Genomic DNA, 26,017 nt, shown 5'->3' with positions numbered 1-26,017 from the left:
ATGAACGCCGGCGCCATCGTCCATGCCGATGTTCTGGCGACGATGGACGATGCGGGCACGGAAATTGCCGATGGCGCCCTGCTGTGGCGCAACGGGGTGATCGTTGCCTGCGGGACGACGGCCGATCTGGCCCCGCTGCTCGGCGGCATCGCAACGATCGATGCGCGGGGCTGCGTGGTCACGCCCGGCCTCGTCAACACGCATCACCATCTTTACCAATCGCTTACCCGGGCCGTGCCCGGCTGTCAGGACGCTTCGCTGTTCGGCTGGCTCAAGACGCTTTATCCGATCTGGGCGCGCTATACGCCCGATGATGTGTTTGCCGCCACGCAGCTCGGCCTTGCCGAACTCGCCCTTTCGGGCTGCACGCTGTCTTCCGACCATCTCTATCTCTTTCCCAACGGGGTGCGGCTGGAAGACACCATCGCCGCCGCGCAGGCCATCGGCATCCGCTTTCACCCCACGCGCGGGGCGATGAGCGTGGGCGAAAGCCTGGGCGGCCTGCCGCCCGACAGCGTTGTCGAAGCGGAAGACGTGATCCTGGATGACATGATCCGCGTGATCGACGCCTTTCACGACGGGGCCGAAGGCGCCATGGTGCGCGTCGGCGTCGCGCCATGTTCGCCCTTTTCCGTCAGCCGCGAACTGATGCGCGATGCCGCGCTCCTGGCGCGTGACAAGGGGGTGATGATGCACACCCACCTCGCCGAAGATGCCGACGACGTGCGCTACAGCCTGGCAAAATTCGGCTGCCGGCCCGGCGCATATGCGGAAAGCCTGGGATGGACCGGGCCGGATGTCTGGCATGCGCACTGCGTGCAGCTCGATGCGGCGGAAATCGCCCTGTTCGCGCGGACCCGCACCGGCGTTGCCCATTGCCCCTGTTCCAACTGCCGGCTGGGATCGGGCATAGCGCCGGTGCGCGCGATGCTCGATGCGGCCGTGCCGCTGGGCCTGGGCGTCGACGGTTCGGCATCGAGCGACAGTGGCCACCTCCTGGCCGAAGCACGACAGGCCATGCTGCTGCAACGCGTCAGCCATGGCGCCGGGGCGCTCAGCGCGCGCGAGGCCCTGCGCATGGCCACGCGCGGCGGCGCAGACGTTCTCGGCCGCCGCGATTGCGGCCGGCTGGAAGCGGGCAAGCGCGCGGACTTTGCCGTCTGGCCGGTAAGCGACGTGGCATCGACCGGCGCGTGGGACAAGCTCGCCGCCCTGGTGCTGGCCCCGCCGGCGGCCCCGCGCGACGTTTTCGTGGAAGGGCGTGCCGTGGTGCGCGATGGCGATCTGGCGCGGGTGGCGCGGCACGATGTGGTGGCCCGGGCGCAAGCGGCGCTCGCCCGCCTTATGGCATGAGCGAAAGGGCGGAAAGATTGGCAATGGCACCGGCGGCACTACCCGAACCCACTGAAACGTCGGCGGCCGGCAATGGCCCTACGGCCGCGCAACGCCGCGATCCGGCCTATGTGCCGCCGCTGCCCATGGCCGTGGCGCTGGGGCTTCAGCACGTGCTGGCGATGTTCGTGTCGAACATCACGCCGCCGATCATCGTGGCGGGCGCGGCCGGTTTCGGCTTCGGATCGGCCGATCCTTCGGCGCTGATCTACATGATCCAGGCGGCCATGCTGTTTGCCGGGGTCGCCACGCTGCTCCAGACCGTGGGCCTCGGCCCGATTGGCGCACGCTTGCCGCTGGTCCAGGGCACCAGCTTTGCTTTCATTTCCGTGATGGTTCCCATCGTCGCGGGCCGGGGTGTGGAAGGCATGGCCGCGCTCACCACCGCCGCTTTCCTCGCCGGGCTGCTGCATGCCGGGCTCAGCCGTCTGGTCGGGCCGATCCGCTTTGCCCTGCCGCCGCTGGTGACGGGCCTGGTCGTGCTGATGATCGGGCTCTCGCTGGTGCGCGTCGGCGTGGAATATGCCGCAGGCGGCGTCGTGCTGCGCGGCCAGCCGGCCTATGGCGCGCCGGCCAGCTGGTTTCTGGCGGGCGTGGTGGTCTGCGTCACGCTGGGCCTCAAGTTCTTCGGCCGCGGCGTTTTCTCCACGGCGGCGGTGCTGCTCGGCCTGCTTGCCGGCTATGGCGCGGCGCTCGCCATGGGCCGCGTTGATTTCGCCCCGGTGGGCCAGGCGGATTGGATCATGCTGCCGCGTTTCCTCGCGTTCGGCTGGGCGCTGTCCCCGTCCGCGATCCTCGGTTTCTGCCTGATCGGCTTCGTCTCCTCGATCGAATCGATCGGTGATGTGGAAGCGATCTGCGAAAACGGCGCCGGCCGCCGCGCCACCGATGGCGAAGTGATGGGCGCGGTCGCGGCCGATGGCGTAGGCACCGCGCTGGCGGCGCTGTTCGGCGCCATGCCCAATACCACGTTCAGCCAGAACGTGGGCCTCATTGCCATGTCCGGGCTGATGAGCCGCTTCGTCGTGAGCCTGGGCGCGGCATTCCTCGTCGTCTGCGGCCTTTTGCCCAAGATCGGCGCGGTGATCACCACCGTGCCCATCGAAGTGCTGGGCGGCGGTGTGATCGTAATGTTCGGCATGGTCGCCGCCTCGGCCCTGGCGATGCTGTCGGCCGTGGTATGGAACCAGCGCAACATGCTGATCGCCGGCACCGCGCTTTCGGTGGCCCTCGGCCTCCAGCTCGAACCCGAAGCGCTGAGCCACCTGCCGGAAACCGCCCGCATCCTGCTGTCGTCCGGCGTCATGCCCGTGGCGGTGATCGCGGTGGTGCTCAACCTGGTGCTGCCGGAGGAGGGGCGGGGTTGAGTGGGTGAGGCAGCGTGCCGCGCCGGCGGCAACTCACACTCACGGTGCGGCAGGTTAAGCTCGAAGCCTCTGGATCGTTAAAGGCATTGTCACCGTAATTCCTAACACGGCCAGCGCCTCGCGCCTACAGGTGCGGGGCGCTGCATAAACCATCATTGCCACACAGCGGAACCGATGGCATGTCGGCTGAATGGGGACGGCACACTTCCAAGCTAATCAGAGCGATGTTATCGCAGCCTACAAGCTAAACTTCCGTGCCACGTTAAAGTCTAAGCGGATCGCGCGGTCGTATATCGGAGGCTGTGCAGCACTTTCCGGTATTGCAGCTTTGGCTGCATGGGCTTGGAATCTGATGTCTGTGCCTCTCGCTGCGGCGGCAGGCGCTGCATATTGGATCGTTTTTCTATCTGCGATCCTGTTCTCGGCTTACTTGCGCCTGCCGCGTCAGGTAAAGCGCATCTTTCTTCAGCAAAAATCCTTGCATGAAGATACTACTATCGAATGGTCCGAAAGTGGCATATCTTTTCGCTCAGCCCGAGGATATTCCTCTTTCGAATGGTCCGATTTTGTTTTGGTGGTCATTGGGCGCGATGCGATAATTTTTCGTCAGAGCGATGCCCTTATGAACTTCGTTCCTGTTCGCGCTCTCACGCCCCAGCAAGTTTCTGACATATCCCACTATCACGCGAATTCGTAATGGGCTGGCGGAAGCGGTGGGATTCGAACCCACGGAGAGCTTGCACCCTCGCTGGTTTTCAAGACCAGTGCCTTAAACCACTCGGCCACACTTCCTTGTCACAGGGGCAGCCGATAGCGGGTGCGGGGCGGGGCGGGAAGGGGGTTTGCGCGCGGCGTGGCGTTAAAATGCGCGGCGCTGCGCTTTTTGCGGGGACGGGGCTTCGACTGGGCGCGGGGGTGTTCCATTGTTCGGCAAGGCGTGCAAGACAGCCTGCGATGCTGGCTTTGCTGAACCTTTTCCTCTCGCTTGTTAACCATCGCCGCCCAAGGACCGGGTCCCGGGTGGCCATGGCCGCGGCCCTTGTCCTTTGCGGCATGGCCGGGCCGGCCGTGGCACAGGGCGGCGAGGAAGCGGGATTTCAGGCCTATCTGCAATTGCTGGCGGCCAAGGCGCGTGGGCGCGGGGTGCGTGAGCAGACCATTGCCGGAGTGCTGCCCGGCCTGACGTTCAATTCCCGCGTCATTGCGCTCGATCGCAGCCAGCCGGGCGGCGGCCCTTCGGCCGGCCCGTCGACCGGGGTCATGGCATTCGAGCCCTATCGCCGCCGCCATGTCGATGCCGGGCGCATTGCCAGGGGGCGGCGGCTCTATGCCGAGTCCATGGACCAGATCGCCGCCGTTTCGCGCCGTTATGGCGTGCCCGGGCCGATCATTCTGGCCATCTGGGGCCACGAAAGCAATTTCGGCGCCTATACCGGCGATTTCGATCTGCCGCGCGCGCTGGCCTCGCTGGCATACGAGGGGCGGCGGCGCGATCTGTTCGCCGACGAGTTCATCGCCGTGCTCAAGATGATCGATCGCGGCGTGCCCCGGCAAAAGCTGGTGGGCAGCTGGGCCGGCGCCTTCGGCAATCCGCAGTTCCTGCCCAGCGTCTACCTGCGCGTGGCGCAGGATGCCGATGGCGATGGCCTGGCCGATATCTGGGCCAGCCGGGCCGATACGCTGGCCTCGATCGCCAACTATTTCCGCGATGCCGGCTGGCGCCCCGGCGAGCCCTGGGGCTTTGCCGTAACCACCCCGGCCGGGCTCGATCGCGCGGGGCTGGGCACCGCGTTGATTAGCCCGCGCTGCCCGCCGGTTTTTACCCGCCACAGCCGCTGGCGCACGGTGCGCGAATGGCGGGCCATGGGCCTTGTGCCGCAGGCCGGGTTCTGGCCCGCCGGCGACGACACGCTGGCAACGCTGCTCGAACCCGACGGGCCGGGGCGAACCGCTTATTTGCTAACCGGAAATTATAGGGTCATCCTCGATTACAACTGCTCCAACTTCTATGCCCTGTCCGTGGGATTGCTCGCCGATGAAATCAGCCGTTAGCCGCCTCTGCCTGGTCGCCGCATTTCCGGCGATGATGATGGCGCCCGCAACGCTGGCCGCGCGGGCCGTGCTGCCGCCGGTGGCGAGCGGGCCTGCGCAGGACTATCCGATGGTCCTGGGCGCGCCGTTCGCCGTCGATGGCGTCACCTATACGCCGGTCGACACGCTGAATTACGATGCGGTCGGCTATGCCGTTGCCGATGGCGATGGCGGCGGCGCGATCAGCGGATCGCATCGCACGCTGCCCTTGCCCAGCTATGCCGAAGTGACCGCGCTCGACAGCGGCCGCACCGTTCTCGTGCGGGTGGAGCGCCGTGGGCCGATGCAGGGCGACGGGCTGATCGCGCTCTCGGCCGGCGCCCTGGCGCAACTGGGGATTGCCGAGGGCCGCGCGGCTGTGCGCGTGCGCCGGGTCAACCCGCCCGAGGCAGAGCGCGCCTTGCTGCGTGGCGGCCAGCCGGCGCCCGCCCGCATGGATACGCCGCCGGGCCTGCTTATCGCGCTCAAGCGCAAGCTGGGCATCCTGCCGCCGGTCGATCCCAAGCCTGAAACCCTGTCGGCCGCGCTTGCCGGGACGAAGACGCCGGCGGCGGCGGCCATACCGCGGCCGATCGTGCGCAATACCACGCCAATGCCGGCGCCCACTCCACCGCCGCCCACCTTGGCACCTCCGCCTGCGCCTGTTTCGACGGCAACGCCGCCGCCGCCGCAGCCAAAGGCGGCCAGCTATGTTGTGCAGGTGGGTGCGTTTTCCACGCGTGCCAATGCCGAGAAGGCAGCACGCGCGGTAAACGGAACGGTGGCGCCCTCGGGCAAGTTCTTCCGCGTGCGCATCGCGGCCGGCTCGCAGGATGAAGCCAAGGCGGCGCTGGGCAAGGCCAGGCAGGCGGGCTATGCCGATGCCAGGGTCCAGCGTGCGCCTTAGGCGTGGGTCCGGTCCATTGCTGAAATCGGGGTTTTGCTTGCGCCGTCTGTTATCCGTTGCCCTTGCCGCCGCGGCGTTCGTGGCCGTGCCCGCCCAGGCTATCCGGTCTCCGCATGTCGTGGTTTCGGCCGATCCGGCCCGGCCGCCGGACGTGGTGGCGCCTATCGCACTGCTCATCGACGTCAATTCCGGCCGCGTCCTGTTCGAGCGACAGTCGCACCGCCGCTTCGTCCCGGCCTCGCTCACCAAGATCATGACCAGCTATGTCGCATTCGAACTGGCCGCGCAGGGCCGGCTGAAGCTTGACGCCAGCTTTCCCATGCGGCCCGAAACGTTCCGGCAATGGCACGGCGTGGGCAGCACGATGTTTCTGGAAAACAACAGCCAGACGCGCGTTGCCGATCTGCTGGAAGGGATCGTGACGGTATCGGCCAACGATGCCTGCGTCGTTCTGGCAGAAGGCGTGGCGGGCAGCGTTGCGGGCTTTACCGCGCTGATGAATGCCAAGGCCCGCAGCCTGGGCATGCGCGATACGCATTACAACACGCCCAACGGCTGGATGGACGAAGGCCGGACCTATGTTTCGGCGGCGGATCTCGCCACGCTCAGTACCGCCTTGATCACGCGCCATCCCGCATTCTACCGGCGCTTTTATGGCCACGAGACCATGATCTGGAACGGGATCGAACAGCGCAACCACAACCCCCTTTATGGCGCCGTGGCGGGCGCCGACGGGGTGAAGACCGGCTTTACCAACGAGGCAGGCTATGGCCTGGTCGGCTCGGCCCAGCGCGGTGGCCGGCGGCTCATGATGGTGATCGGGGGTTACGACAAGCCGCAGGATCGCGCCCGGGATGGTGCGGCGCTGATGGAATGGGGCTTTGCCGCCTTTGCCGAAACGCCGCTTTTCGCGGCTGGCGCCCCTGTCGGCAGCGCCCGCGTGCAGGGCGGCACGATGCCCAGTGTCGGCCTTGTCGCGCCGCGCGCGCTCGCCATGCTGCTGCCCCGTGGGCCGACCGTGCGGCCCGCGCTTTCCGTCCGTTACAAGGGCCCGCTGCGCGCGCCGATCGCCAAGGGGCAGGACGTGGCCGTGCTGATAGTGCGGGCGCCGGGCCAGCCCGAGGCGCGCCTGCCGCTTGCCGCGGCAGAGGCTGTCCCTGCCGGCGGAATGCTGGATCGCCTGGGCGACGGCTTTGCCGCGATGGTGGGGAAATGAGCGGGACTGTCACGCCTGGGCGCTTCGTGGTTTTCGAAGGGGGCGAAGGCGCCGGCAAATCGACGCAGGCGCGGCTGCTGGCAGAGGCACTGGCCACGCGCGGGATCGAGACGGTGCTGACGCGGGAACCTGGCGGAACGCCGGGCGCCGAGGCCATCCGCGCCCTGTTGCTGAGCACGCAAGGGGAAGGGTGGGGCGCCCGCGCCGAAGCGCTGCTGTTTGCCGCCGCGCGTGCCGATCACGTGGAGCGGCTGATCCGCCCGGCCCTGGCACGCGGTGCCTGGGTCGTGTGCGACCGTTTTCTCGATAGCAGCCGCGCCTATCAGGGTGGCGGAAACGGCTTGTCAGACAATGACGTGATCACCTTGCATCGCATCGGCAGCGAGGGGCTGCTGCCCGATTGCACGATCCTGCTCGATCTCCCCGCCGAGGCGGCAACGGCGCGTTGCGTCTTGCGCGATCAAGGTGTTGCCGATCGGATCGGCGGGCGCGATGCGGCCTATCATGCCCGCGTGGCGGCCGCTTTCGATGGGTTCGCTGCGGCCGAGCCGGACCGGTTCGTCCGTGTTTCCGCGCTGGGCACGCCCGAAGCGGTCGCCACCCGCATTCTTGCCGTGCTCGATCAACTGTTTCCCGCCGGATGCTGATCGGGCACGAACAGCCCTGGGCCACGTGGCGCGCGGCGATGGCCGGGCAGCGCATGCACCATGGCTGGCTGCTGGCGGGGCGGGAAGGGGTCGGCAAGGCCAGCTTTGCGCTGCAGGCCGCCGCCGAACTGGTGGCCCAAGCCGGCGTTCCTCAGCCGCCGGCCCGCCAGCATCCCGATATCCTGATGCTCGAACCGCTGCCGGTGAACGACGATGAAGCCAAGAAGCGCGACGAAGGGCGCCCCTATGCCCGCAAGCGCAATATCAACGTCGACCAGATCCGCGCGATGCTGCATCGCCTGCATACGCGGCCGACCTTGGGCGCCCGGCGCGCGGTGATCGTGAATGCAGCCGATCATCTGGAAAAAGGCGCAGTGAACGCTCTGCTCAAGGGGCTGGAAGAGCCGCCACAGGGCACGTTCTTCCTGCTGGTCGTGCATCAACCCGGTCGCTTGCTACCCACGGTCCGCTCGCGCTGCCAGGTCTTGCGGTTCCGCGCGCTGGAGGCGGAAGAAATGAACGAGGCCGTCTCATTATCCGCACCGGAACTTGATGCCGCGACGCGCGCTGCGGCCATTGCCGTGGCCCATGGCTCCCCAGGCGCGGCGCTGGCCTTTGCCGTGCACGATCTGGCGCGCCCACTGGCGCTGCTGCGGCGAATCCTGGGCGAAGGAGACCCCGATCTGTCCCTGCGCGCGGAACTCGCCGCCGCGCTGGGCGCTCGCCCCGATCGCGAGCGGCTGCTGGCCGCAATCGAGGCAGCGCGCACTGTGCTGGCCCAGGCCCTTCCCCAGGCCGGGCCGGACAACCGCCTGGGCCTGATCGTCGCACATCAGCGACTGGTGGAACTGGGGCGCGAGGTGCCGACTCACAACTTCGAGCCAGCCTTGCTGGTTATGGAAATCGGCGGGTTGCTGGCGCGCGCCGCGCGCTCTAGAGCGGGGGCGACCTCCCGCTGAAGGAAGCGAGCCTCGCCATGGGCGAACCCTATTATATTACCACGGCCATTTCCTATCCGAATGGCAAGCCGCATATCGGCCACGCTTATGAAGCGATTGCCGCCGACGTGATCGCCCGGTTCCACAAGGCAATGGGGCGCGATGTGCGGTTTCAGACCGGGACAGACGAACACGGCCTGAAAATGGCGCAGAAAGCGCGTGAACTGGGTCTGTCGCCGGCCGAGCTGAGCGAGCAGATGTCTCAACATTTCATTGATATGTGCGATGTGCTTAACGTCAACTATGATGTTTTTCTGCGCACGACCGAGCCGCGCCACCATGTCGCCAGCCAGGCGATCTGGCAACGGATGGAGGCCAATGGCGATCTCTATCTCGATCGCTACGAAGGCTGGTATTCGGTGCGGGACGAAGCCTATTACGACGAAAGCGAATTGATCGAGGGGGAAGGGGGCGCCAAGCTTTCGCCCCAGGGTACTCCGGTGGAATGGACAGTCGAGGAAAGCTGGTTCTTCCGCTTGTCGAAGTATCACGACAAGCTGCTTGCCCTCTATACCGCAAATCCCGATTTCATCCGGCCGGAAACGCGCCGCAACGAGATGATCGCGTTCGTGTCGCAAGGGTTGCGCGATCTTTCGGTCTCGCGCACCAGTTTCGACTGGGGCGTGAAAGTGCCGGGCAGCGACGATCACGTCATGTACGTGTGGGTCGATGCGCTGACCAACTATCTGACCGGGCTCGGCTGGCCAGAAGAAACCGATGCGTTTTCAAAATACTGGCCGGCAAACCTGCACTTGATCGGCAAGGACATCGTACGGTTTCACACTGTCTACTGGCCCGCCTTCCTGATGAGCGCCAACCTGCCGGTGCCGCACCAGGTCTTCGGCCATGGCTTCCTGCTGAACCGCGGACAGAAAGAGTCGAAGTCGCTCGGCAACGTGACTGATCCGGTAGCCCTGGCAGAACGTTTCGGCGTTGACGCGTTGCGCTATTTCCTCATGCGCGAAGTTGCGTTCGGCCAGGATGGTTCATGGTCACCCGAAGCGATCGTCATGCGTTGCAACGCTGAACTGGCCAATAGCTACGGCAATCTGGTGCAGCGGGTTTTGTCCATGATTTTTAAGAATATGGATGGAAAAATTGAAGCGTTTTCGACGGTAAAGGCCGATGACGAGTTGCTTGCCCTGGTGCGCGATGCCGCGTCGGTCGAATTGCCGCGCGCGTTTGCCGCGCTCAACTTCTCGGCCGGGATCGACGCCTGGATGCGCGCGGTCTTTGCCTGCAATGCCTATATCGACGAACAGGCGCCATGGACCTTGCGCAAGACCGATCCGGAACGCATGTGTGCCGTGCTGCTTACCTTGTTCATGGCCGTTCGCGATCTCACGATCGCCATTGCCCCGGTGGTCCCCTCCGCCGCCGGCAAGGTTCTCGATCAACTGGGCATTCCGGCAAACGAGCGTGGATATGCCGCGCTGAACCATGCGGACTGGTATCTGGAACGAGTCGCCATGGGAGAGGCGCTGGCCCAGCCCACGGGTGCGTTCCCGCGGCTGGAACTGCCTGCAGAGGAAAGCGCGGACGCCTGATGCTGATCGATTCCCACTGCCATCTGGTCTACGAGGGGCTTGTCGATCGCCAGGCCGAAGCCCTTCGTGCCGCGCGCGCAAGGGGGGTGGGAGGGTTCCTCAACATTTCGACCCGCCAGCGCGAATGGGACGCCGTGATCGCCGTGGCTCGTCGCGAGCCCGACGTATGGGCCAGCGTCGGCATCCATCCGCACGAGGCCGATGGCCATGCCGATCTGGGCGCCGCCGTTCTGGCCGGCGCTACGGGCGATCCGCGGGTTATCGGCATCGGTGAAACCGGGCTCGACTATTATTATGACCATTCCGATCGCCAGGTGCAGCAGAACCTGTTCCGCATGCACATCGGCGTGGCGCGCGAAACCGGATTGCCGGTGATCATCCATACGCGCGATGCCGAGGACGATACGCTGCGCATCCTGACAGAGGAAATGGAGAAGGGCGCTTTCCCCGGGTTGATCCATTGCTTCACCGCCAATGCCGAATTCGGCCGCGCAGTGTTGGATCTGGGCCTGAGCATATCCATTTCAGGCATCGTGACGTTCAGGAATGCCAAGGATTTGCAAGGTTTCGTTGCCACGATACCCGCTGATCGTCTGCTGGTGGAAACCGATGCGCCGTTCCTGGCGCCGGTTCCCCATCGGGGCAAGCCATGCGAGCCGGCGTTCGTTGCCGATACGGCCGCGTTCGTGGCGGCGCTGCGCGGCGTTTCCGCCGCTGATCTGGGCGCAGCGACAACGGACAATTTCTTCCGCCTCTTTGCCAAGGCACAGAGGCCACCGGCGTGAAGCTTGTAGTTCTTGGCTCCGGCACGTCGACCGGGGTCCCCCGCATCGGCAACGACTGGGGCGACTGTGACCCCGCCGAGCCGCGCAACCGCCGCACGCGGGTCGCTATCGTCGTGGAAGGCAGCGATGGCGCGCGTATCCTGGTCGATACGCCAACCGATCTGCGCCATCAGCTGCTGGCGACGGGGATCGACCGCATCGACGGCGTAGTGTGGACGCACGACCATGCCGATCACACCCACGGCATCGATGATCTGCGCCCGTTGCGCATGGGCCGTGGCGCGCCCATTCCCGCCTATGCGGCCGATGAAACCGTGCGCCGCCTGCGTCAGCGGTTCGGCTATGTCTTCGCAGGCCAGCATGGCTATCATACGATCTGCAATCTCGACAATCTCGACCGGGTGCGCATGATGGCCGGTATTGGCATCGATCATTGCCAGATGGCCCACGGGCCGGCGCAATCAACCGCGTTCCGGTTTACGCAGAGTGGTAAATCGATAGGATATGCCACTGATTTTTCAGAAATAAGTTCCGAGATGATCGATCTGTTCCATCGGGTCGACGTGCTGGTGGTGGACGCCTTGCGGCGCCAGCCACATCCGACACATGCTCATCTTGCCATGGCACTGGAACTGGTGGAGGCCTGTCGCGCGAGCCAGGCCGTGCTCACGCATCTCGACAAATCGATGGATTATCGCACGCTTTGCGCCGAAACGCCCGATCACGTCCAGCCGGGCTATGACGGGTTGGAGATCGTGCTGTGACAGGAACCATCGGCAAAAGGATCATCGGGAAAGGGTTCGTGGGATGACACCAGATCGTATCGTAGCACTGATCGCCTTGGCCATGGCGCTCGTTCTGGTTCTCCGCAACGGGGCGTTGCGCCGCACGGCGTGGCCGGCACGCGCACAGATGGCGTTGATATGGGGCGTGATTATCGTGGCAACGGCTGTGGCGTTCACCTGGATCGGCATGCACTGAACGGACATATGGACAGCCCATTTAACATAATACTTATTATCCATCATAAGGAGATCGGCAGGTGACGCAGCTTTCCCGGTCCGGGCCACCGCTTCCCCGCCTGCTGGCGATCATGGCCCGCCTGCGCGATTCCCAGGATGGCTGCGAATGGGATCTGGCGCAGGATTTCGCGTCGATCGCGCCTTACACGATCGAAGAAGCCTATGAAGTTGCCGATGCCATCGCACGTGGCGACATGGCAGCGCTGCGCGAGGAATTGGGCGATCTGCTGCTGCAAGTGGTGTTTCACAGTCGCATGGCGCAGGAAGCCGGTCACTTCGGCTTCGACGACGTGGCGGCCGGCATTGCCGACAAGATGGAAGCGCGCCATCCGCACATCTTCGGCGGCGATGACGAGCAAGGGCAGTCGCGCGAGGAACGCTGGGAAAACCGCAAGGCGGCCGAACGCGCAGCCAAGGGCGAGGAAAGCGCTATGGACGGCGTCGCGCTTGCCCTGCCAGCGCTGATGCGGGCGGAGAAGCTGCAGAAACGGGCCGGACGTGTCGGTTTCGATTGGCCCGATACCGCCGGGCCGCGCGCCAAGGTGATCGAAGAACTGGACGAACTGGCCGCCGCCGTATCCCCGGCGCAAAAGCTGGACGAAGCCGGCGATCTGCTGTTTGCCGCAGTCAATCTGGTGCGCGCGCATGGGGTGGCGCCCGAAGACGCGCTACGCCATGCCAATGCCAAGTTCGAGCGCCGCTTTCGCGCCATGGAAGCACGCGCGGCCGGCACGTTCGCGACGCTCGATCTCGCTGCTCAGGAAGCCTTGTGGCAGGCCGTCAAGGCCTCCGAGCATGGGGCCTCGGAGCATGGGGCCTTAGAGCATGGCGAAGCGGCCGATGTCGGCGGGGCTTAGCCGCACGGTCAGCCGCACGGTGGCATGATCGGCGCTTGGCCGTTCGTCCAGTACCTCGCCATGGGCGTGCAACCAGGCCAGGCGCTGCCCATCTTCGGTCGGTACTGACAATTCAAGCACTTGCGCCCCACCTGTAAGCAATGCGCTCAAGACGTCAAGCAAGGTTGCCGTGCCTTCGCCGGTGATCGCCGACAGTGGCACGATCCGGCGTTCGGGTGCGGCCTGGGCCAAGACCGCCGCGCGCACGTCCCGCTCGGGCGCGGTCAGCAGATCCCATTTGTTCCATGCTTCGACGATCGGGATCGTGCTGCCGCCTTCCCCGATCACGCCAAGATCCCCGAGGATTTCTTCAACTTCGATCTTTTGCTGGGCGCTGGCGGGATTGGCGATGTCGCGCACATGGACGATTACGTCGGCCGCCGTCACTTCCTCCAGCGTGGCGCGAAAAGCGGCGACCAGTTGCGTGGGCAGATCGGAAATGAAGCCGACCGTGTCCGACAGGATCGCCTTTTCCACACCGGGCAGGCGAATGGCGCGCATGGTGGGATCAAGCGTGGCGAACAACAGGTCCTCCGCCATCACCCCGGCCCCGGTCAACCGGTTGAACAGCGTGGATTTTCCCGCGTTTGTATAGCCCACCAGCGCAATAACCGGCCATGGCGCACGCTGGCGCCGTTCGCGGTGCAGGCCGCGCGTGCGGCGCACCTGTTCCAGCTCGCGGCGCAGCCGGGCCATGCGGTTGCGGATCATCCGCCGGTCGGCCTCGATCTGGGTTTCCCCAGGCCCGCCAAGAAACCCGAAGCCACCGCGCTGACGTTCGAGGTGAGTCCACGAACGCACCAGGCGCCCGGCCTGGTAGTCGAGATGAGCCAGTTCGACCTGAAGCCGCCCTTCGACCGTCGCCGCGCGCTCGCCGAAGATTTCGAGGATCAGGCCAGTGCGATCGATCACCTTGCGCTTGAGCTTGTCTTCCAGATTGCGCTGCTGGATCGCGGACAGCGCGCCGTCGACAATGACCAGTTCGGCTTCGTTCTGCGCGGCGCTTACCGCCAAACGTTCGATCTGCCCTTCCCCGAACAGCGTCCCGGGACGCACGGCGCGGATCGGCACGACGAATGCGTCGACCACATCGATGCCGATGGCGCGGGCAAGGCCCTGCCCTTCCTCCAGTCGCGCTTCGGCATCCTCGCCCAGGCCACCGCGCTGGCGAATATCCGGCAGGACGACGATGGCGCGCGCGCCGCGGGCAACCTCGCCTTCGATATCACCCGCATTGCGTCCGAATTCAAACGTGCTCAGTTCGCTTCGCCTTCCCAATCGCCCGTCAGGTCGACATGGCCGGCAGGCTGGATCGTCGAGACGGCATGCTTATAGGCAAGCTGCACATAGCCTTCTCGTTCCAGCAACATGCAGAAAAGATCGTAAGCGGCAACTTTGCCCTGAAGCATGACGCCGTTGACCAGGAACATGGTGACCTGCACGCCGGCGTCCCGCACGCTGGACAGGAAGACTTCCTGCAACAGCCGCTTTTTGGCGCCTTCTTCTCCACCGCTCTGGAAATGGGCCACCGAAAGCTGCTGGCCCGGCATGATCGTCGAAATGGCGTGCTTGTAAACCAGTTGCGATTGCCCGTCCCGACGCAGCAGGATCGAAAAGTTGTCGAACCAGGTGACGATGCCCTGCAGCTTGACCCCTTTTACCAGAAACATCGTCACGGGAATCTTGTTCTTGCGCAGGTGGTTGAGGAAAACGTCCTGCAGGTTCTGGCCCTTCACCGCGGCTGTGGCCGCGACGGGCGCCGGTGTCGGCACATCGGCTTCGGCTGACTCGGCCGCTTCGGCTTTCGTTCGAGGGCGGGCAGACAAGGTTTTTCCGGTCATTCGCGTGACTCCATCGTATTGGCGAGCCCCTTGGCGGAACTGCGCGATCTGGCCGGGAACATTGCGGTGCAAGATGACACCGCAATGGCCGCCGGCCGTATTAGACGCCTAGTTTATGGCGCGACGCGATTCCCGTAAACCGGGTTTTTTCGATTGGTCTTCGCTTATGCGAAAATCGCCCGTACCTGGATTATTCGTCCTCTTCCCCTTCCCGCCGCTCGGCCATGCCAAGCAACTTGAGTTTGCGGTGGAGAGCGGATCGCTCCATGCCGATAAAGCTGGCCGTCTTCGAAATATTGCCGGAAAAGCGCCGGATCTGGACTTTGAGGTACTCCCGCTCGAAATTCTCGCGCGCCTCGCGCAGCGGCACGCCCATCAGTGCCGATGTGCCGGTGTCCACGCCAAGGCGGGTCGATACGATCTCTGCTGGCAGCATGTCGGCCTCGATGCGCGCCAGGCGTTCCCGTGGCGTTAGAATGATCGTCCGCTCCACCACGTTGCGCAACTGGCGCACGTTGCCCGGCCAGTCATAGCTTTGCAGCGCGGCCAGTGCCTCGGGCGCGACGCCGGGGGGCGCAACGCCCTGCTCGCTGGCGTATCGGGCGAAAAAATGATCGACGAGCGCGGGAATGTCGTCGCGCCGGTCAGTCAATGGCGGAATGGCCACGGGCACTACGTTGAGGCGATAGAACAAGTCTTCACGAAAGCGCCGTTCGGCAATTTCACGCTCGAGCGGCCGTGACGAGGACGAGACTACACGCACGTCAACGCGGATCTGGCGATGCCCGCCCACGCGCACGAACGCTTGCTCGGTCAGCACGCGCAGGATTCGAGCCTGGCTCGATGGCGGCATGTCGGCCACTTCATCAAGGAAAAGCGTGCCGCCATCGGCCATTTCCAGCAACCCGGCGCGCACCAGTTTCCCGTCAGCCTCTTCGCCGAACAGCTCCTGTTCGAAGCGTTCGGGGGTAATGCGGGCCGAATTGACGGTGATGAACGCGTTCTGCGCGCGCGGGCTCCAACTGTGCAGCAGGCGCGCGGCGACTTCCTTGCCAGACCCGGCCGGCCCGGTAATCAGCAGGCGGCTGCCGGTGTTGGCCACGCGCTTGAGCGTGGCGCGCACGTGGTTGATCGCAGCGGAATTGCCGGTGAATTCCTCGGAAGCGACAAAGCCGTGGCGCAGGCGCTGGTTTTCGCGGCGGAGGCGTTCGGTTTCCGTGGCACGTTCAACCAGCAGCAGCAGGCGTTCGGCTTCGAACGGCTTTTCGAGGAAATCCATCGCGCCGCGGCTGATAGCGGAAACGGCGGTATCGATGTTGCCGTGTCCCGAAAAGATGATCACGGGCAGTTCGGGCTCGCGCTTCTTGATCTCGTCCAGCACTTCCAGCCCGTCCATCGGGCTGCCATGCAGCCAGACGTCGAGCAGCACGAGGCTGGGCCGCCGTTCGTCGACCGCGGCAAGCGCCGAGGTGCTGTCGGCGGCAAGCCGGCAGCCATAGCCTTCGTCGCTAAGCACACCCGCGACCAGTTCGCGAATGTCGCGTTCGTCGTCGACGATCAGGATATCGAGAGCCATGGAATGTTTGCGTCCTGTGGAAAAGTCTGTTGAAATCCTGTGTGCTGCCGGGGATCACTGCGGCACGGCCAGGGCGTTTTCGCCTGGCGGTGCAATGGCCCCGGTGGTCAGCGGCGGCTGGGCCAGCGGATCACGGGCAAAGCGCATGGTCACCCGCGTGCCCCCATCGGGTTCCGCAGCGAATGCCACGTCACCGCCATGTTCCTCGACGATCTTGTTCACGATCGCCAGGCCCAGTCCCGTGCCTTTTTCACGCGTTGTGACATATGGTTCGAGTATCCGCTCCCGTTCGACCGGCAAGCCGATGCCGTTATCGATCACCGTCACCGTCACGGCCGCCTCGTCGGCTGCCAGCGATACGGCCACGCGGCCGCGATAATCGATGTCGGACAGCCTGGCGCGCTGCTGCTCGATCGCTTCGACCGCGTTCTTGAGCACATTGGTCATCACCTGGCCGAACTGATGACGATCGCACTGAAAGGGCACGGCGGGCGCCGTGGCGGCAAAGCTGAACGTGATGTCGGCATGGGCCACTTCCTGCAGGAACAGCGCCTGGCGCACCAGGTCGCTGGCATCCTCGCTGCGGAAAACCGGTTTGGGCAGACGGGCGAACGACGAGAATTCGTCGACCATCTTGCGCAGGTCGCCCACCTGGCGGATGATCGTGGCCGTCAGTTCCTCGAACAATTCGGGATCGGTCAGGATCTGGCGGCGATAGCGCCGCTTGAGCCGCTCGGTGGCAAGCTGGATGGGCGTGAGCGGGTTCTTGATCTCGTGCGCGATGCGGCGGGCCACGTCGGACCAGGCGGCGCGGCGCTGGGTGATCAGCTGACGCGTGATGTCTTCGAAAGTGATCACATGCCCGTGGCGATCGGCCCGGGTCTTGACCGCCAGTGTCAGGAATTCGCCCTGCCGCGCATATTGGACGATGCCGCCGCTTTCGCCATCGGCCACGAGCTGGGCGATCTGGGGGGCGATCTCGGCCAGCGTGCGCCCGTCGGCCGAATTGCCGGGATCGTCGAGCAGCAACTTCTGCGCCGACGAGTTCATCAGCTGGATCGTGCCGTCCGGGCCGATGGAAATGATGCCGGCCGTGATCGATTCCAGCACCGTTTCGATGAACACGCGGCGCACGTCGAGTTGCGCATTGGCATTGACCAGCGCCTGTGTCTGACCTTCCAGCTGCGCGGTCATGCGGTTGAAAGCCCGGGTCAGCATGCCGACTTCGTCGATGTCCTTGCCCGGCGCCACGCGCATGGCGAAATTGCCGCTGCCCACGCTGCGCGCGGCCTTGACCAGCCCGATCAGCGGCGCCACCTGCCTGTCGGCAAAGCGCAGCGCCACCCACACCGCCAGCCCCACCAATGCCAGGCTGATGATGAACAGCGCGATATTGAAGCGCAACTGGATCGCGCGCGCGCTGCGGGTCAGCACATCGTAGGCACTGAGCACGCTTTTGGCGCGTTCGAACTGGCTGAGCGCCAGCCTGTCGGAATTGCGCGCGACATACAGATAGATGCCGCGCTGATGATCGATCGTGGTGACGGCTTCGATGCGTTCGGCCGAGGCCTTGACGACGACCTGTTCGCCCGCGTCGAGCTTGCGCAGTTCGTCGGGCGTGATGCGTTCGCGATCGTCCTTGACATTGGGATCGACAATGGCGGCGGTGCGCAAGGTGCCGTCGCGCGCGCGTTCGATGATCGCGCTTTCATCCATCTTGCGGCTATAGACTTGCCACGAATAGCCGGCGAGGAAATCCTGGCTGGTGATCGGGGCCTGGTCGAAATAGCCGCGCACGTCGCCGGCCATCGCCACGCTTTCACGGCCCACGTCGCGCAGCTTGTCGGCATAATAGCCCCGCGCCAGGCTGCTGGCATTCTCCAGCATCCCGCGGGAATCATTGGAAAACCAGAATTCGACGCCAGACTGGAACAGCAGCGAGGCAAAGATCACCACCAGCAGCGTCGGAATGGCGGCGATCAGCGAAAACAGCCAGACGAGGCGCACGTGCAGCCGCCCGCTGGTGCCCAGCCCGCTGCGTGCGGCACGGGCCAGGGCCAGGCGGCGGCCGGCAAGCACGATCAGCGCCATGGCCGGAACCAGCGATCCAATAAGCAGCACCGAGGTGAGACGCGCGGGCAACAGCTGGTTGGCGGCGCCATTGGCGCTGACCGTCTGCCACGAAACCGCCAGCATGGTGATCAGCGCGGTGCCGGCCGTCATTTCGAGCAGGAGAAACACGTTTGCGCGCCGCAAGGTCACCAGCAGCCGGCGCCACCAGCGCGGCAGTCGTTTGCTTGAACGTATTGCAGATGCGACCATCGTGGCGCCGTTACAACGCCGCTGTTGCAAGATTGCAAGTGCTTTTATCGTTCATCCTCGCGGCCCAGATCGGTCAACGGCTGCCCAGCGCGTCCTCCGGCGCGATCCCCAGATCGACCAGCCGCTTGCGCAAGGTATTGCGATTGATGCCCAGCATCTGCGCGGCGCGCAGCTGGTTGCCGCCGGTCTGCGCCAGGGCATACAGGAACAGCGGCCGTTCGAACGCAGCCAGCGCCACATCGTACAGCGTGCCGGCTTCGGGCCGGGCGCGCGCCAGGAACGTTTCGAGCGCCGCGGCAAAATCCGCAGGCGCCCCGGGAGCCACGGCATCCTCCGCCACCGCATCTTCCGTGGCGGCTCCACGCGTACCGTTGCCTTCGCTCGCCAGCAGCGGTTCGATCGTCGTCTCGTCAATCACTTCGTCGCGGCCGAGCAGTGCCAGGCGGAAAATGAAATTGCGCAATTCGCGTACGTTGCCGCGCCACGGCTGCTGCGCCAGAAGCGCGGCGCCCCCGGCCGAGAGCTGCCGGCGCGGAAGGCCTTCGGCGGCGGCGCGCGCCAGAAAATGGCGAGACAGCGCTTCCACGTCGCTGGCGCGGTGGCGCAGCGGCGGCAATTCGATCGGCACGACGGCCAGCCGGTAATAAAGATCTTCGCGGAACGTTCCGGCCGCGATCATGGGCACCAGATCGCGGTTGGTAGCGGCGATGATGCGGCAATCGAGCGCGATTTCCTCGGTCCCGCCGACACGGCGGATGCGGCCCGATTGCAAGGCGCGCAGCAGCCTGGTCTGCGCGTCTAGCGGCATGTCGCCGATTTCGTCAAGGAACAGGGTGCCGCGCGCGGCCTGTTCGAACTTGCCGATACGGCGCGCCACGGCGCCGGTGAATGCGCCCTTTTCGTGGCCGAAAAGCTCGCTTTCGATCAGATCATGCGGAATGGCGGCCGTATTGACCGCCACGAACGGCCCGTCGCGCCGGTTGCCGAGCTGGTGGATCGCTTCGGCCACGAGTTCCTTGCCGGTGCCGGATTCGCCCAGGATCAGGACCGTCAGATCGTTGCGCAGCACGCGCGTGATCATTCGATAGACCGCCTGCATGGCCGCGCTACGCCCGACGAGCGGCAGGCCCTGGCCCAGATCGTCTGCCGCATCGGGCAGCCCTGCCCCCTCGTTGGCCCCCAGCGCCTGGCGAACCGCACGCACCAGTTCTTCCAGATCGAACGGCTTGGGAAAATATTCGAACGCGCCGGTATCGCTTGCCCGCACCGCGGTATCGAGCGTGTTCTGGGCCGACAGGATGATGACCTGCATGCGCGGATAAGCCGCGCGGACCGGCGGCAGAGACTCGATCCCGTCACCGTCGGTGAGCATGACGTCGGTGAGCATCAGGTCGTAGGGCCTGGTGGCGAGCAGGCGATCGCGCTCGGCAATGCTGTCGCAGCGATCGACAGCGAGCCCCTCGGCCTCGAGCGCGGCGGTTATGACGATGGCGATCGAGGAATCGTCTTCGACCAGGAGGATGCTGTTCTTCACTGCGTCACCCGTTCTGCGCCGCGGCCGCCACGGGCAGGTGCAGCCGGAAATGGGTCCACCCGCCAAGCTCGTCGCGATCGTGGGTGATGCGCCCATTCATTTCGCGCACCAGTTTCTGCACCAGCGCCAGGCCCAGCCCCTGCCCGTTCTTCTTCGCCGTGACAAAGGGTTCGAAGATATGTTCGCGCAGTGCCGGATCGATGCCGGGGCCATTGTCGCTCACGCGTACTTCGATCGGCAGGCGCAGCGGCTTGCCGGCGCGGGAATGGACCTGGATGCCGCTGGCAAAGCGGGTCCGCACCACGATGCGGCGGTCGGGCTGCCCCTCGCACGCCTCGCGCGCGTTGGTCATCAGGTTGAGCAGCACCTGTACCAGCGCATCGGGGTTGGCCATGATGGAAGGCAATGAAGGATCGAACTCCTCGTGCACCGTCACGGCACCGGGATCGCTGGCAGCGATCACCGCCTCGGCGCGGCGCACCGCCTCGTGCAGATTGCAAGGCACCGCCGGTTCGCGAATGCGGCGCGAAAGCGACTGCATCTGATCGATCAACTTGGCGATGCGATCCACCTCGGCCATGATCAGCCCGGTCAGCGACCGATCGGCCTTGCCCAGCTTGCGATCGAGCAACTGGGCGGCACCGCGAATGCCGGCAAGGGGATTCTTGATTTCGTGTGCCAGGACTTCGGGTGCCCGCAAGGCCCCGTTCTCCCCGGTTCCCGTGCCCGGCACATCGTCGCTCAGGCCCTCGACGCCGCTCATTTCGTGCAGCACCAGCATCTGCCAGCCGGGATGTTGCAGCACAGGCGCGGTCATCACGTCCAGCGGGCGCATGCTTTTGCCGGCAAACCCCACCCGTACCCGCCGCGCGACCAGATGGGTTTCCGCGTCGGTCAGCCGGCTCATGATCAGGGGTTCCTCGAACACCAGCACTTCGGCCAGTGCCCGGCCGACCAGACGCCGCGCGCCCTGCCCCAGCAACTGTTCGGCGGCAGGATTGACGGCCGAGATCGTCATTTCGGGCGCCAGCAGCAGCACGGCCAGCGGAAAGCTGGCGATCATGCGCTTGGGATCGGGCCGCACCACGGCGTCGGCGCGGGCGCGGTCGGCCGCCTGGGTCATGCAGCCTCGGTCATGCCGCTTGGCGGTGATGCAGCGGCGCGTAGAACGCCTCGAGGCTGTCCAGCACCTGGCCCGCATCGTCGATGAAATTCACCCGGTTGCGGAACTCGGCCGATCCCGGCAGGCCCTTGGTGTACCAGCCCAGATGCTTGCGCGCCATGTTGACGCCGGTCACCGGGCCGTAATGGTCGAGCATGGCGCGATAGTGTTCCACGATCAGGCGGTACTGGTCCTCGATCGCCGGATCGGGCCGCATCTGGCCGGTTTGCAGCCAGTGCATCACCTGGCCCAGAAGCCATGGCCGTCCATAGGCGCCGCGCCCGATCATCACCCCGTCGGCCCCGCTCTGTGCCAGGGCCTGCGCCACCTCGTCGATCCCGCAGATGTCCCCGTTGACGATCACGGGGATCGACACCGCGTCCTTGACCTTGCGCACGAAGGCCCAATCCGCGGTCCCCTTGTACATCTGGTTGCGCGTGCGGCCATGAACGGTGATCATCCGCGCGCCGAGATCCTGGGCAATGCGTGCCAGTTCGGGCGCGTTGAGGCTGTCGTGGCACCAGCCCATCCGCATCTTGACAGTGACCGGCACTTTGACCGCCTTGACCGTCGCCTCGATCAGGCTGGCGGCGAGGGGTACGTCGCGCATCAGCGCCGATCCGGCATCGCCGTTGACTACCTTGCGCACCGGGCAGCCCATGTTGATATCGATGATCGCCGCGCCCCGGTCTTCGGAAAGTCTAGCCGCTTCGCCCATCTGTTCAGGGTCGCAGCCGACAAGCTGCATCGAAACGGGTTCTTCGCTGGGGTGCCAGGCCCACTTCTGGATGGACTGGCGGGTTTCGCGGATCGCCGCGGGGCTGGCGATCATTTCCGTCACGTTGAGGCCCGAGCCGAACCGCCGCACCATCAGGCGGAACGGCAGATCGGACACGCCCGTCATCGGCGCCAGAACCACCGGGCACCCGATACGCACGGGGCCCACGTCAAGCGGGGCGAGGACGGGTGGGACAGGAACCTGGGTCATGCGCGATCAAAATGCCTAAAAAACAGGCAGCGCCCTTAATCCAATATGACCCTGCGGGCAAGGCGCTTGCCGCCGCTTGGCTTCCCCTCGCCCTGCTGATAGAGGGCCAGCGCGCATGACCCCTCCCGCTTCCCCTTCCATCGCACCGGCACCAGGCGCCGTGGCCGCCATCGTGGTTGCCGCAGGCAAGGGCCTGCGCGCGGGTGGCACGCTGCCCAAGCAGTTTGCCCCGTGGCACGGCAAACCGCTGGTGCGCCACAGCGTGGAACGCCTGATCTCGGCCGGACTGGCGCCGGTGGTCGTGGCTATCCCGCCGGGGTTGGACGCCATGGCCACTGCGGCATTGGCAAACCTGCCCGGCGTGATCATCGTGCATGGCGGCGCCACCCGCCGGGAATCGGTCCTCCGCGCGCTTGAAGCACTCGATCATGCAACCCCGGCGCAAGTGCTCATCCATGATGCCGCCCGGCCCGATCTCCCCCGTCAGGTGATCGACGCCCTGCTGGCCGCGCTGGCCACCGCGCCGGGTGCCATCCCCGTCCTGCCGGTGGTCGACAGCGTGGTGCGCGGCGCCGGCGGCTGGCGGCAAGGCGCCGTTTCGCGCGAAGACCTTTATCGCGTGCAGACGCCCCAGGCGTTTCATTTTCACGCCATCCTTGCCGCGCACCGCGCCTGGCAGGGCGGCGCAGAAGCCGGCGACGATGCACAGGTGGCCGATGCCGCCGGCCTGCCCGTGGCGCTGGTTCCCGGTGACGAGGCCTTGCGCAAAGTCACGTTCGCCAGCGACCTGGAGACGGCCACGACGCCCGGACGCCTGCCCCGCACCGGCAGCGGTTTCGACGTCCACCGCCTTGTGGCGGGGGAAAACCTTTGGCTGTGTGGCGTGAAAATCGATCATGCCAAAGGGCTTGCCGGCCATAGCGATGCCGACGTGGCGATCCACGCGCTGGTCGATGCCCTGCTGGGCGCCATCGCGGCCGGTGACATCGGCGATCACTTTCCCCCATCCGATCCGCAATGGAAAGGCGCCGCGTCGGACCGGTTCCTGGCTCATGCCGCCGGGCTGGTGGCGCAAAGCGGCCATGCCATCGCAAATGTCGACGTGACGATCATCTGCGAAGCGCCCCGCATCGGCCCGCACAAGGCCGCCATGCGCGCGCGCCTGGCCGAAATCATGGGCATCGCGATCGACAGCGTCAGCGTCAAGGCGACCACGACAGAGCGACTGGGCACCACCGGCCGCGGCGAAGGGATTGCCGCCCAGGCCGTCGCCACCGTGGTGCCGCTGTGATCCGCGCCCTATCCGCCGCGCTCGCGCTGGCGGCGCTGGTGGCAGGGCAAACGGCCGGTGCCGCAGCCCCCGCCCCCTGCCTCGACACCGCCGATGTCGATGCGCTCGTCACGTATTCGCTGCCGTCGGCACTCGACAGCGCGATGGCCTATTGTGCGCCGCATCTTTCCGCCCAGGGCTATTTCGCGCGCGACGGGCAAGGCCTGGTCAAGCGCTATGCTACGGTCAAACCGGCGGCCTGGCCCCGCGCCAAGGCGGCCCTGGTGAAATTTGCGCAGGCCGACAAGGACCCGACCATTGCCCAGATGGCGCGCCTGCCCGACAAGGCGCTGCAACCCTTTGCCGATGGCATGCTGGGGCAGCTGGTCACCGAATCGCTCAAGCCCCGGCATTGCGCTCCGCTCGAACGGATGACGCAGCTTCTGGCGCCCCTGCCGCCCGACAGGACGGCAGGCCTTTTCACGTTCATCATTCGCATGATGGAAACGCCCTCGTCCAGGCCGGGCACCGCTCTGCGCAAGTCGCCCGGCCTGCCGCTATGCCCGGCAACGCCTTAACGAAAGCCCATTTGATGCCTTCCGAAACAGACAGCCTCCTTCCGCGCGACATCGTGGCGCTGGCCCGGCGCGTGATTGAAGAGAACGGCGCCGTGGGGCGGACCGTGGCACTTGCCGAAAGCTGCACCGGCGGGCTGGTGGCGGCCGCCCTTACCGAAATCGCCGGCAGTTCGGCCGTACTCGATCGGGGATTCGTCAGCTATTCGAACGAGGCGAAGCACGAGGTACTGGGCGTTTCGATGGACGTTATCGACGCCGTCGGTGCCGTTTCGGTGGCGACTGCCTGGTCGATGGCGCAAGGCGCGCTTGCCCGTTCGCGTGCCGATGTGGCCGTGGCGATCACCGGCATTGCCGGCCCCGACGGCGGATCGGAGCAAAAGCCGGTCGGCACAGTGATCTTTGCCCGCGCCGAGCGGGGGCAGAACCCGGAAGATATCATGGCCGAGACCCGGCTTTTCGACAATTGCCAGACCCGCAGCGCCGTGCGTCACCAGGCGACGCTGTGCGCGCTGGAATTGCTGCTGCCACCGCCTGTGCCCGATCTGCCCTGATCCGGCGCTAGACCAGGCTTTCCAGCCAGGGCACGATGTCGGCCTTGGCCCGCGCGGTATAGGCTTCCTTGCGGACTTTCTTTCTGATCGTGGGATCGACCGGCGGGAAAAGCCCGAAATTGACATTCATCGGCTGATAGGTCTCAACTTCAGCGTCACCGGTGATATGGCCCAGCAGCGCACCCAGAGCCGTGGTTGCGGGCGGCGCGGTCCAGCTACGCCCGGCCAGTTCGGTAGCCGCCATGAGTCCGGCCAGCAAACCGATCGACGCACTTTCGACATAGCCTTCGCAGCCGGTGATCTGCCCGGCAAAGCGGATGTGGGGCGCGGATCCAAGGCGCAATTGCCGATCGAGCAGCGTGGGCGCATGAATGAAGGTGTTGCGGTGCAGCCCGCCCAGCCGGGCGAATTCCGCCTTTTCGAGGCCGGGGATAGTGCGGAACAGGCGCACCTGTTCGGCATGCTTGAGCTTGGTCTGGAAGCCCACCATGTTCCACAGCGTACCCAGCTTGTTGTCCTGGCGCAGTTGCACCACGGCATAGGGCCAGCGGCCGGTGCGCGGATCGTCAAGGCCGACGGGCTTCATCGGGCCGAAGCGCAGCGTGTCTTCCCCGCGCTCCGCCATCACTTCGATCGGCATGCACCCGTCGAAATAGGGAGTATTGGCTTCCCATTGCTTGAACACGGTCTTTTCGCCGTCGAGCAGCCCCTGGCGAAAGGCCTGGTACTGCGCCTTGTCCATCGGGCAGTTGATGTAGTCCTTGCCAGTGCTTTCCGGGCCGGCGGCCTTGTCCCACCGGCTTGCCATCCAGCACACGTCCATATCGATCGAATCGCGATAGACGATCGGCGCGATGGCATCGAAGAAAGCGAGGCTCTCGGCACCCGTCGCCGCACCGATGCTGCCGGCCAGCGAGGCGGCCGTGAGCGGCCCGGTGGCGACGATCGCCAGGCCGTGGTCCGGCAGGCTGTCCACGCGCTCGCGCACCAGTTCCAGATTGGGCAATGCGCGCAAGGCCGTTTCGACGGCGGCCGAGAAGGCGTCGCGGTCCACCGCCAGTGCCGAACCTGCCGGCACGCGCGCCTTGTCGGCGGCGGCCATGATCAGACTGTCGCAGCGTCGCATTTCGTGATGCAGCAGGCCCACCGCGTTCTTGTCATCGTCGTCGGACCGGAACGAGTTGGAGCATACCAGTTCGGCAAGGCCATCGCCCTGGTGCACCGCCGTGGTTTCGCCGCTGCCGCGCATTTCCGAAAGCCGCACGCGAAAGCCGCGGCGCGCCAGTTGCCACGCGGCTTCGCTGCCGGCCATGCCGCCGCCGATCACATGGACCTGATGCGCCATGGC

At 65.6% G+C, this 26,017-nt stretch carries 24 protein-coding genes and 1 tRNA gene; 16 read left to right on the top strand and 9 right to left on the bottom strand.

Going from position 1 to position 26,017, the window contains the following annotated elements; genetic code table 11:
- From AC3EDY_RS00735 to AC3EDY_RS00725, 3 genes are all read left to right on the top strand, one after another.
- Positions 1 to 1,353, top strand: coding sequence for an 8-oxoguanine deaminase (locus AC3EDY_RS00735; protein WP_488570533.1), 1,353 nt, complete (start codon positions 1 to 3; stop codon positions 1,351 to 1,353).
- Positions 1,350 to 2,759 (top strand): nucleobase:cation symporter-2 family protein, encoded by a 1,410-nt coding sequence (locus AC3EDY_RS00730; RefSeq protein WP_488570532.1) that lies wholly within the window; start codon positions 1,350 to 1,352, stop codon positions 2,757 to 2,759. The genes AC3EDY_RS00735 and AC3EDY_RS00730 overlap by 4 nt, the downstream gene beginning before the upstream one ends.
- Positions 2,760 to 2,949: 190 nt before the next feature.
- Positions 2,950 to 3,456 carry a YcxB family protein gene (locus AC3EDY_RS00725; protein ID WP_488570531.1) on the top strand — a complete coding sequence of 169 codons (507 nt, stop codon included), beginning with the start codon at positions 2,950 to 2,952 and terminating at the stop codon, positions 3,454 to 3,456.
- 5 nt (positions 3,457 to 3,461) lie between these two features.
- On the opposite strand, the gene AC3EDY_RS00720 is transcribed toward AC3EDY_RS00725, so the two are convergent.
- A tRNA-Ser gene (locus tag AC3EDY_RS00720) sits at positions 3,462 to 3,551 on the bottom strand.
- A 234-nt stretch (positions 3,552 to 3,785) separates the two neighbouring features.
- On the opposite strand from AC3EDY_RS00720, the gene AC3EDY_RS00715 reads away from it, so the two are divergent.
- The 10 genes from AC3EDY_RS00715 (at position 3,786) to mazG (ending at position 12,808) form a co-directional block, all read left to right on the top strand.
- The gene (locus AC3EDY_RS00715) at positions 3,786 to 4,811 is read left to right on the top strand and encodes a lytic murein transglycosylase (RefSeq protein ID WP_488570835.1); all 1,026 of its coding nucleotides are present in this window, start codon (positions 3,786 to 3,788) and stop codon (positions 4,809 to 4,811) included.
- Entirely contained in the window at positions 4,795 to 5,736 is a 942-nt protein-coding gene (locus tag AC3EDY_RS00710) for an SPOR domain-containing protein (protein ID WP_488570530.1), read from the top strand. Before AC3EDY_RS00715 ends, AC3EDY_RS00710 begins: the two co-directional genes overlap by 17 nt.
- A 37-nt stretch (positions 5,737 to 5,773) precedes the next feature.
- Positions 5,774 to 6,952, top strand: coding sequence for a D-alanyl-D-alanine carboxypeptidase family protein (locus AC3EDY_RS00705; protein ID WP_488570529.1), 1,179 nt, complete (start codon positions 5,774 to 5,776; stop codon positions 6,950 to 6,952).
- On the top strand, positions 6,949 to 7,599 hold the full coding sequence (tmk, locus tag AC3EDY_RS00700; protein WP_488570528.1) for a dTMP kinase: 651 nt from the start codon (positions 6,949 to 6,951) through the stop codon (positions 7,597 to 7,599). The genes AC3EDY_RS00705 and tmk overlap by 4 nt, the downstream gene beginning before the upstream one ends.
- Positions 7,593 to 8,558: a DNA polymerase III subunit delta' gene (locus AC3EDY_RS00695; protein WP_488570527.1), complete on the top strand. Its 966-nt coding sequence runs from the start codon at positions 7,593 to 7,595 to the stop codon at positions 8,556 to 8,558. The genes tmk and AC3EDY_RS00695 overlap by 7 nt, the downstream gene beginning before the upstream one ends.
- Positions 8,559 to 8,575: 17 nt before the next feature.
- A complete protein-coding gene (gene metG / locus AC3EDY_RS00690) occupies positions 8,576 to 10,144 on the top strand; it encodes a methionine--tRNA ligase (RefSeq protein WP_488570526.1) in 1,569 nt (522 codons plus the stop codon).
- A complete protein-coding gene (locus tag AC3EDY_RS00685) occupies positions 10,144 to 10,929 on the top strand; it encodes a TatD family hydrolase (RefSeq protein ID WP_488570525.1) in 786 nt (261 codons plus the stop codon). The genes metG and AC3EDY_RS00685 overlap by 1 nt, the downstream gene beginning before the upstream one ends.
- Positions 10,926 to 11,693: an MBL fold metallo-hydrolase gene (locus tag AC3EDY_RS00680; protein WP_488570524.1), complete on the top strand. Its 768-nt coding sequence runs from the start codon at positions 10,926 to 10,928 to the stop codon at positions 11,691 to 11,693. The genes AC3EDY_RS00685 and AC3EDY_RS00680 overlap by 4 nt, the downstream gene beginning before the upstream one ends.
- 43 nt (positions 11,694 to 11,736) lie before the next feature.
- Entirely contained in the window at positions 11,737 to 11,910 is a 174-nt protein-coding gene (locus tag AC3EDY_RS00675; protein ID WP_488570523.1) for a hypothetical protein, read from the top strand.
- A 61-nt stretch (positions 11,911 to 11,971) separates the two neighbouring features.
- Positions 11,972 to 12,808 carry a nucleoside triphosphate pyrophosphohydrolase gene (gene mazG, locus AC3EDY_RS00670; protein WP_488570522.1) on the top strand — a complete coding sequence of 279 codons (837 nt, stop codon included), beginning with the start codon at positions 11,972 to 11,974 and terminating at the stop codon, positions 12,806 to 12,808.
- Here the strand turns inward: mazG and hflX are convergent.
- From hflX to dusB, 7 genes are all read right to left on the bottom strand, one after another.
- A complete protein-coding gene (gene hflX, locus AC3EDY_RS00665) occupies positions 12,770 to 14,107 on the bottom strand; it encodes a GTPase HflX (RefSeq protein ID WP_488570834.1) in 1,338 nt (445 codons plus the stop codon). The two genes, mazG and hflX, sit on opposite strands and share 39 nt — an antisense overlap.
- Complete coding sequence (gene hfq, locus AC3EDY_RS00660; RefSeq protein WP_488570521.1) at positions 14,104 to 14,688, bottom strand: RNA chaperone Hfq; 585 nt, start codon at positions 14,686 to 14,688, stop codon at positions 14,104 to 14,106. Before hfq ends, hflX begins: the two co-directional genes overlap by 4 nt.
- Positions 14,689 to 14,878: 190 nt before the next feature.
- Positions 14,879 to 16,264 (bottom strand): nitrogen assimilation response regulator NtrX, encoded by a 1,386-nt coding sequence (ntrX, locus tag AC3EDY_RS00655; protein ID WP_488570520.1) that lies wholly within the window; start codon positions 16,262 to 16,264, stop codon positions 14,879 to 14,881.
- Positions 16,265 to 16,318: 54 nt separating this feature from the next.
- Entirely contained in the window at positions 16,319 to 18,586 is a 2,268-nt protein-coding gene (locus tag AC3EDY_RS00650) for a sensor histidine kinase (protein ID WP_488570519.1), read from the bottom strand.
- 73 nt (positions 18,587 to 18,659) lie between these two features.
- Complete coding sequence (locus tag AC3EDY_RS00645) at positions 18,660 to 20,120, bottom strand: sigma-54-dependent transcriptional regulator (protein ID WP_488570518.1); 1,461 nt, start codon at positions 20,118 to 20,120, stop codon at positions 18,660 to 18,662.
- Positions 20,121 to 20,124: 4 nt separating this feature from the next.
- Positions 20,125 to 21,243, bottom strand: coding sequence for a two-component system sensor histidine kinase NtrB (locus tag AC3EDY_RS00640; protein WP_488570517.1), 1,119 nt, complete (start codon positions 21,241 to 21,243; stop codon positions 20,125 to 20,127).
- A gap of 10 nt (positions 21,244 to 21,253) precedes the next feature.
- Entirely contained in the window at positions 21,254 to 22,270 is a 1,017-nt protein-coding gene (gene dusB / locus AC3EDY_RS00635) for a tRNA dihydrouridine synthase DusB (RefSeq protein ID WP_488570516.1), read from the bottom strand.
- A 115-nt stretch (positions 22,271 to 22,385) separates the two neighbouring features.
- Between dusB and AC3EDY_RS00630 the strand changes: the two genes are divergently transcribed.
- From AC3EDY_RS00630 to AC3EDY_RS00620, 3 genes are read left to right on the top strand one after another with little or no spacing between them, the layout of a single operon-like run.
- Entirely contained in the window at positions 22,386 to 23,561 is a 1,176-nt protein-coding gene (locus AC3EDY_RS00630; protein ID WP_488570515.1) for a bifunctional 2-C-methyl-D-erythritol 4-phosphate cytidylyltransferase/2-C-methyl-D-erythritol 2,4-cyclodiphosphate synthase, read from the top strand.
- Entirely contained in the window at positions 23,558 to 24,118 is a 561-nt protein-coding gene (locus tag AC3EDY_RS00625; RefSeq protein ID WP_488570514.1) for a hypothetical protein, read from the top strand. Before AC3EDY_RS00630 ends, AC3EDY_RS00625 begins: the two co-directional genes overlap by 4 nt.
- Positions 24,119 to 24,132: 14 nt before the next feature.
- The gene (locus tag AC3EDY_RS00620; RefSeq protein WP_488570513.1) at positions 24,133 to 24,669 is read left to right on the top strand and encodes a CinA family protein; all 537 of its coding nucleotides are present in this window, start codon (positions 24,133 to 24,135) and stop codon (positions 24,667 to 24,669) included.
- Positions 24,670 to 24,676: 7 nt separating this feature from the next.
- Here AC3EDY_RS00620 and trmFO read toward each other — a convergent pair whose 3' ends face one another.
- Positions 24,677 to 26,014, bottom strand: a complete 1,338-nt coding sequence (gene trmFO / locus AC3EDY_RS00615) for a methylenetetrahydrofolate--tRNA-(uracil(54)-C(5))-methyltransferase (FADH(2)-oxidizing) TrmFO (protein ID WP_488570512.1) — start codon at positions 26,012 to 26,014, stop codon at positions 24,677 to 24,679.
- Positions 26,015 to 26,017 lie beyond the last annotated feature (3 nt).

It is taken from the genome of Novosphingobium sp. DS6-6, from assembly GCF_057784975.1.
Note: the sequence above shows the minus strand (reverse complement) of the source record. Positions and strands in the feature narration are given on the sequence as shown.

What these genes read in the sequence shown, in the direction of transcription:
- AC3EDY_RS00735 (WP_488570533.1), top strand. Translation starts at nt 1, where the DNA reads ATGAACGCCGGCGCCATCGTCCATGCCGATGTTCTGGCGACGATGGAC.
- AC3EDY_RS00620 (WP_488570513.1), top strand. Translation starts at nt 24,133, where the DNA reads ATGCCTTCCGAAACAGACAGCCTCCTTCCGCGCGACATCGTGGCGCTG.
- tmk (WP_488570528.1), top strand. Translation starts at nt 6,949, where the DNA reads ATGAGCGGGACTGTCACGCCTGGGCGCTTCGTGGTTTTCGAAGGGGGC.
- ntrX (WP_488570520.1), bottom strand. Translation starts at nt 16,264, where the DNA reads ATGGCTCTCGATATCCTGATCGTCGACGACGAACGCGACATTCGCGAA.
- AC3EDY_RS00725 (WP_488570531.1), top strand. Translation starts at nt 2,950, where the DNA reads ATGGGGACGGCACACTTCCAAGCTAATCAGAGCGATGTTATCGCAGCC.
- AC3EDY_RS00675 (WP_488570523.1), top strand. Translation starts at nt 11,737, where the DNA reads ATGACACCAGATCGTATCGTAGCACTGATCGCCTTGGCCATGGCGCTC.
- trmFO (WP_488570512.1), bottom strand. Translation starts at nt 26,014, where the DNA reads ATGGCGCATCAGGTCCATGTGATCGGCGGCGGCATGGCCGGCAGCGAA.
- AC3EDY_RS00685 (WP_488570525.1), top strand. Translation starts at nt 10,144, where the DNA reads ATGCTGATCGATTCCCACTGCCATCTGGTCTACGAGGGGCTTGTCGAT.
- AC3EDY_RS00715 (WP_488570835.1), top strand. Translation starts at nt 3,786, where the DNA reads ATGGCCGCGGCCCTTGTCCTTTGCGGCATGGCCGGGCCGGCCGTGGCA.
- metG (WP_488570526.1), top strand. Translation starts at nt 8,576, where the DNA reads ATGGGCGAACCCTATTATATTACCACGGCCATTTCCTATCCGAATGGC.
- AC3EDY_RS00710 (WP_488570530.1), top strand. Translation starts at nt 4,795, where the DNA reads ATGAAATCAGCCGTTAGCCGCCTCTGCCTGGTCGCCGCATTTCCGGCG.
- AC3EDY_RS00695 (WP_488570527.1), top strand. Translation starts at nt 7,593, where the DNA reads ATGCTGATCGGGCACGAACAGCCCTGGGCCACGTGGCGCGCGGCGATG.
- dusB (WP_488570516.1), bottom strand. Translation starts at nt 22,270, where the DNA reads ATGACCCAGGTTCCTGTCCCACCCGTCCTCGCCCCGCTTGACGTGGGC.
- AC3EDY_RS00630 (WP_488570515.1), top strand. Translation starts at nt 22,386, where the DNA reads ATGACCCCTCCCGCTTCCCCTTCCATCGCACCGGCACCAGGCGCCGTG.
- hfq (WP_488570521.1), bottom strand. Translation starts at nt 14,688, where the DNA reads ATGACCGGAAAAACCTTGTCTGCCCGCCCTCGAACGAAAGCCGAAGCG.
- AC3EDY_RS00730 (WP_488570532.1), top strand. Translation starts at nt 1,350, where the DNA reads ATGAGCGAAAGGGCGGAAAGATTGGCAATGGCACCGGCGGCACTACCC.
- AC3EDY_RS00640 (WP_488570517.1), bottom strand. Translation starts at nt 21,243, where the DNA reads ATGACCCAGGCGGCCGACCGCGCCCGCGCCGACGCCGTGGTGCGGCCC.
- AC3EDY_RS00650 (WP_488570519.1), bottom strand. Translation starts at nt 18,586, where the DNA reads ATGGTCGCATCTGCAATACGTTCAAGCAAACGACTGCCGCGCTGGTGG.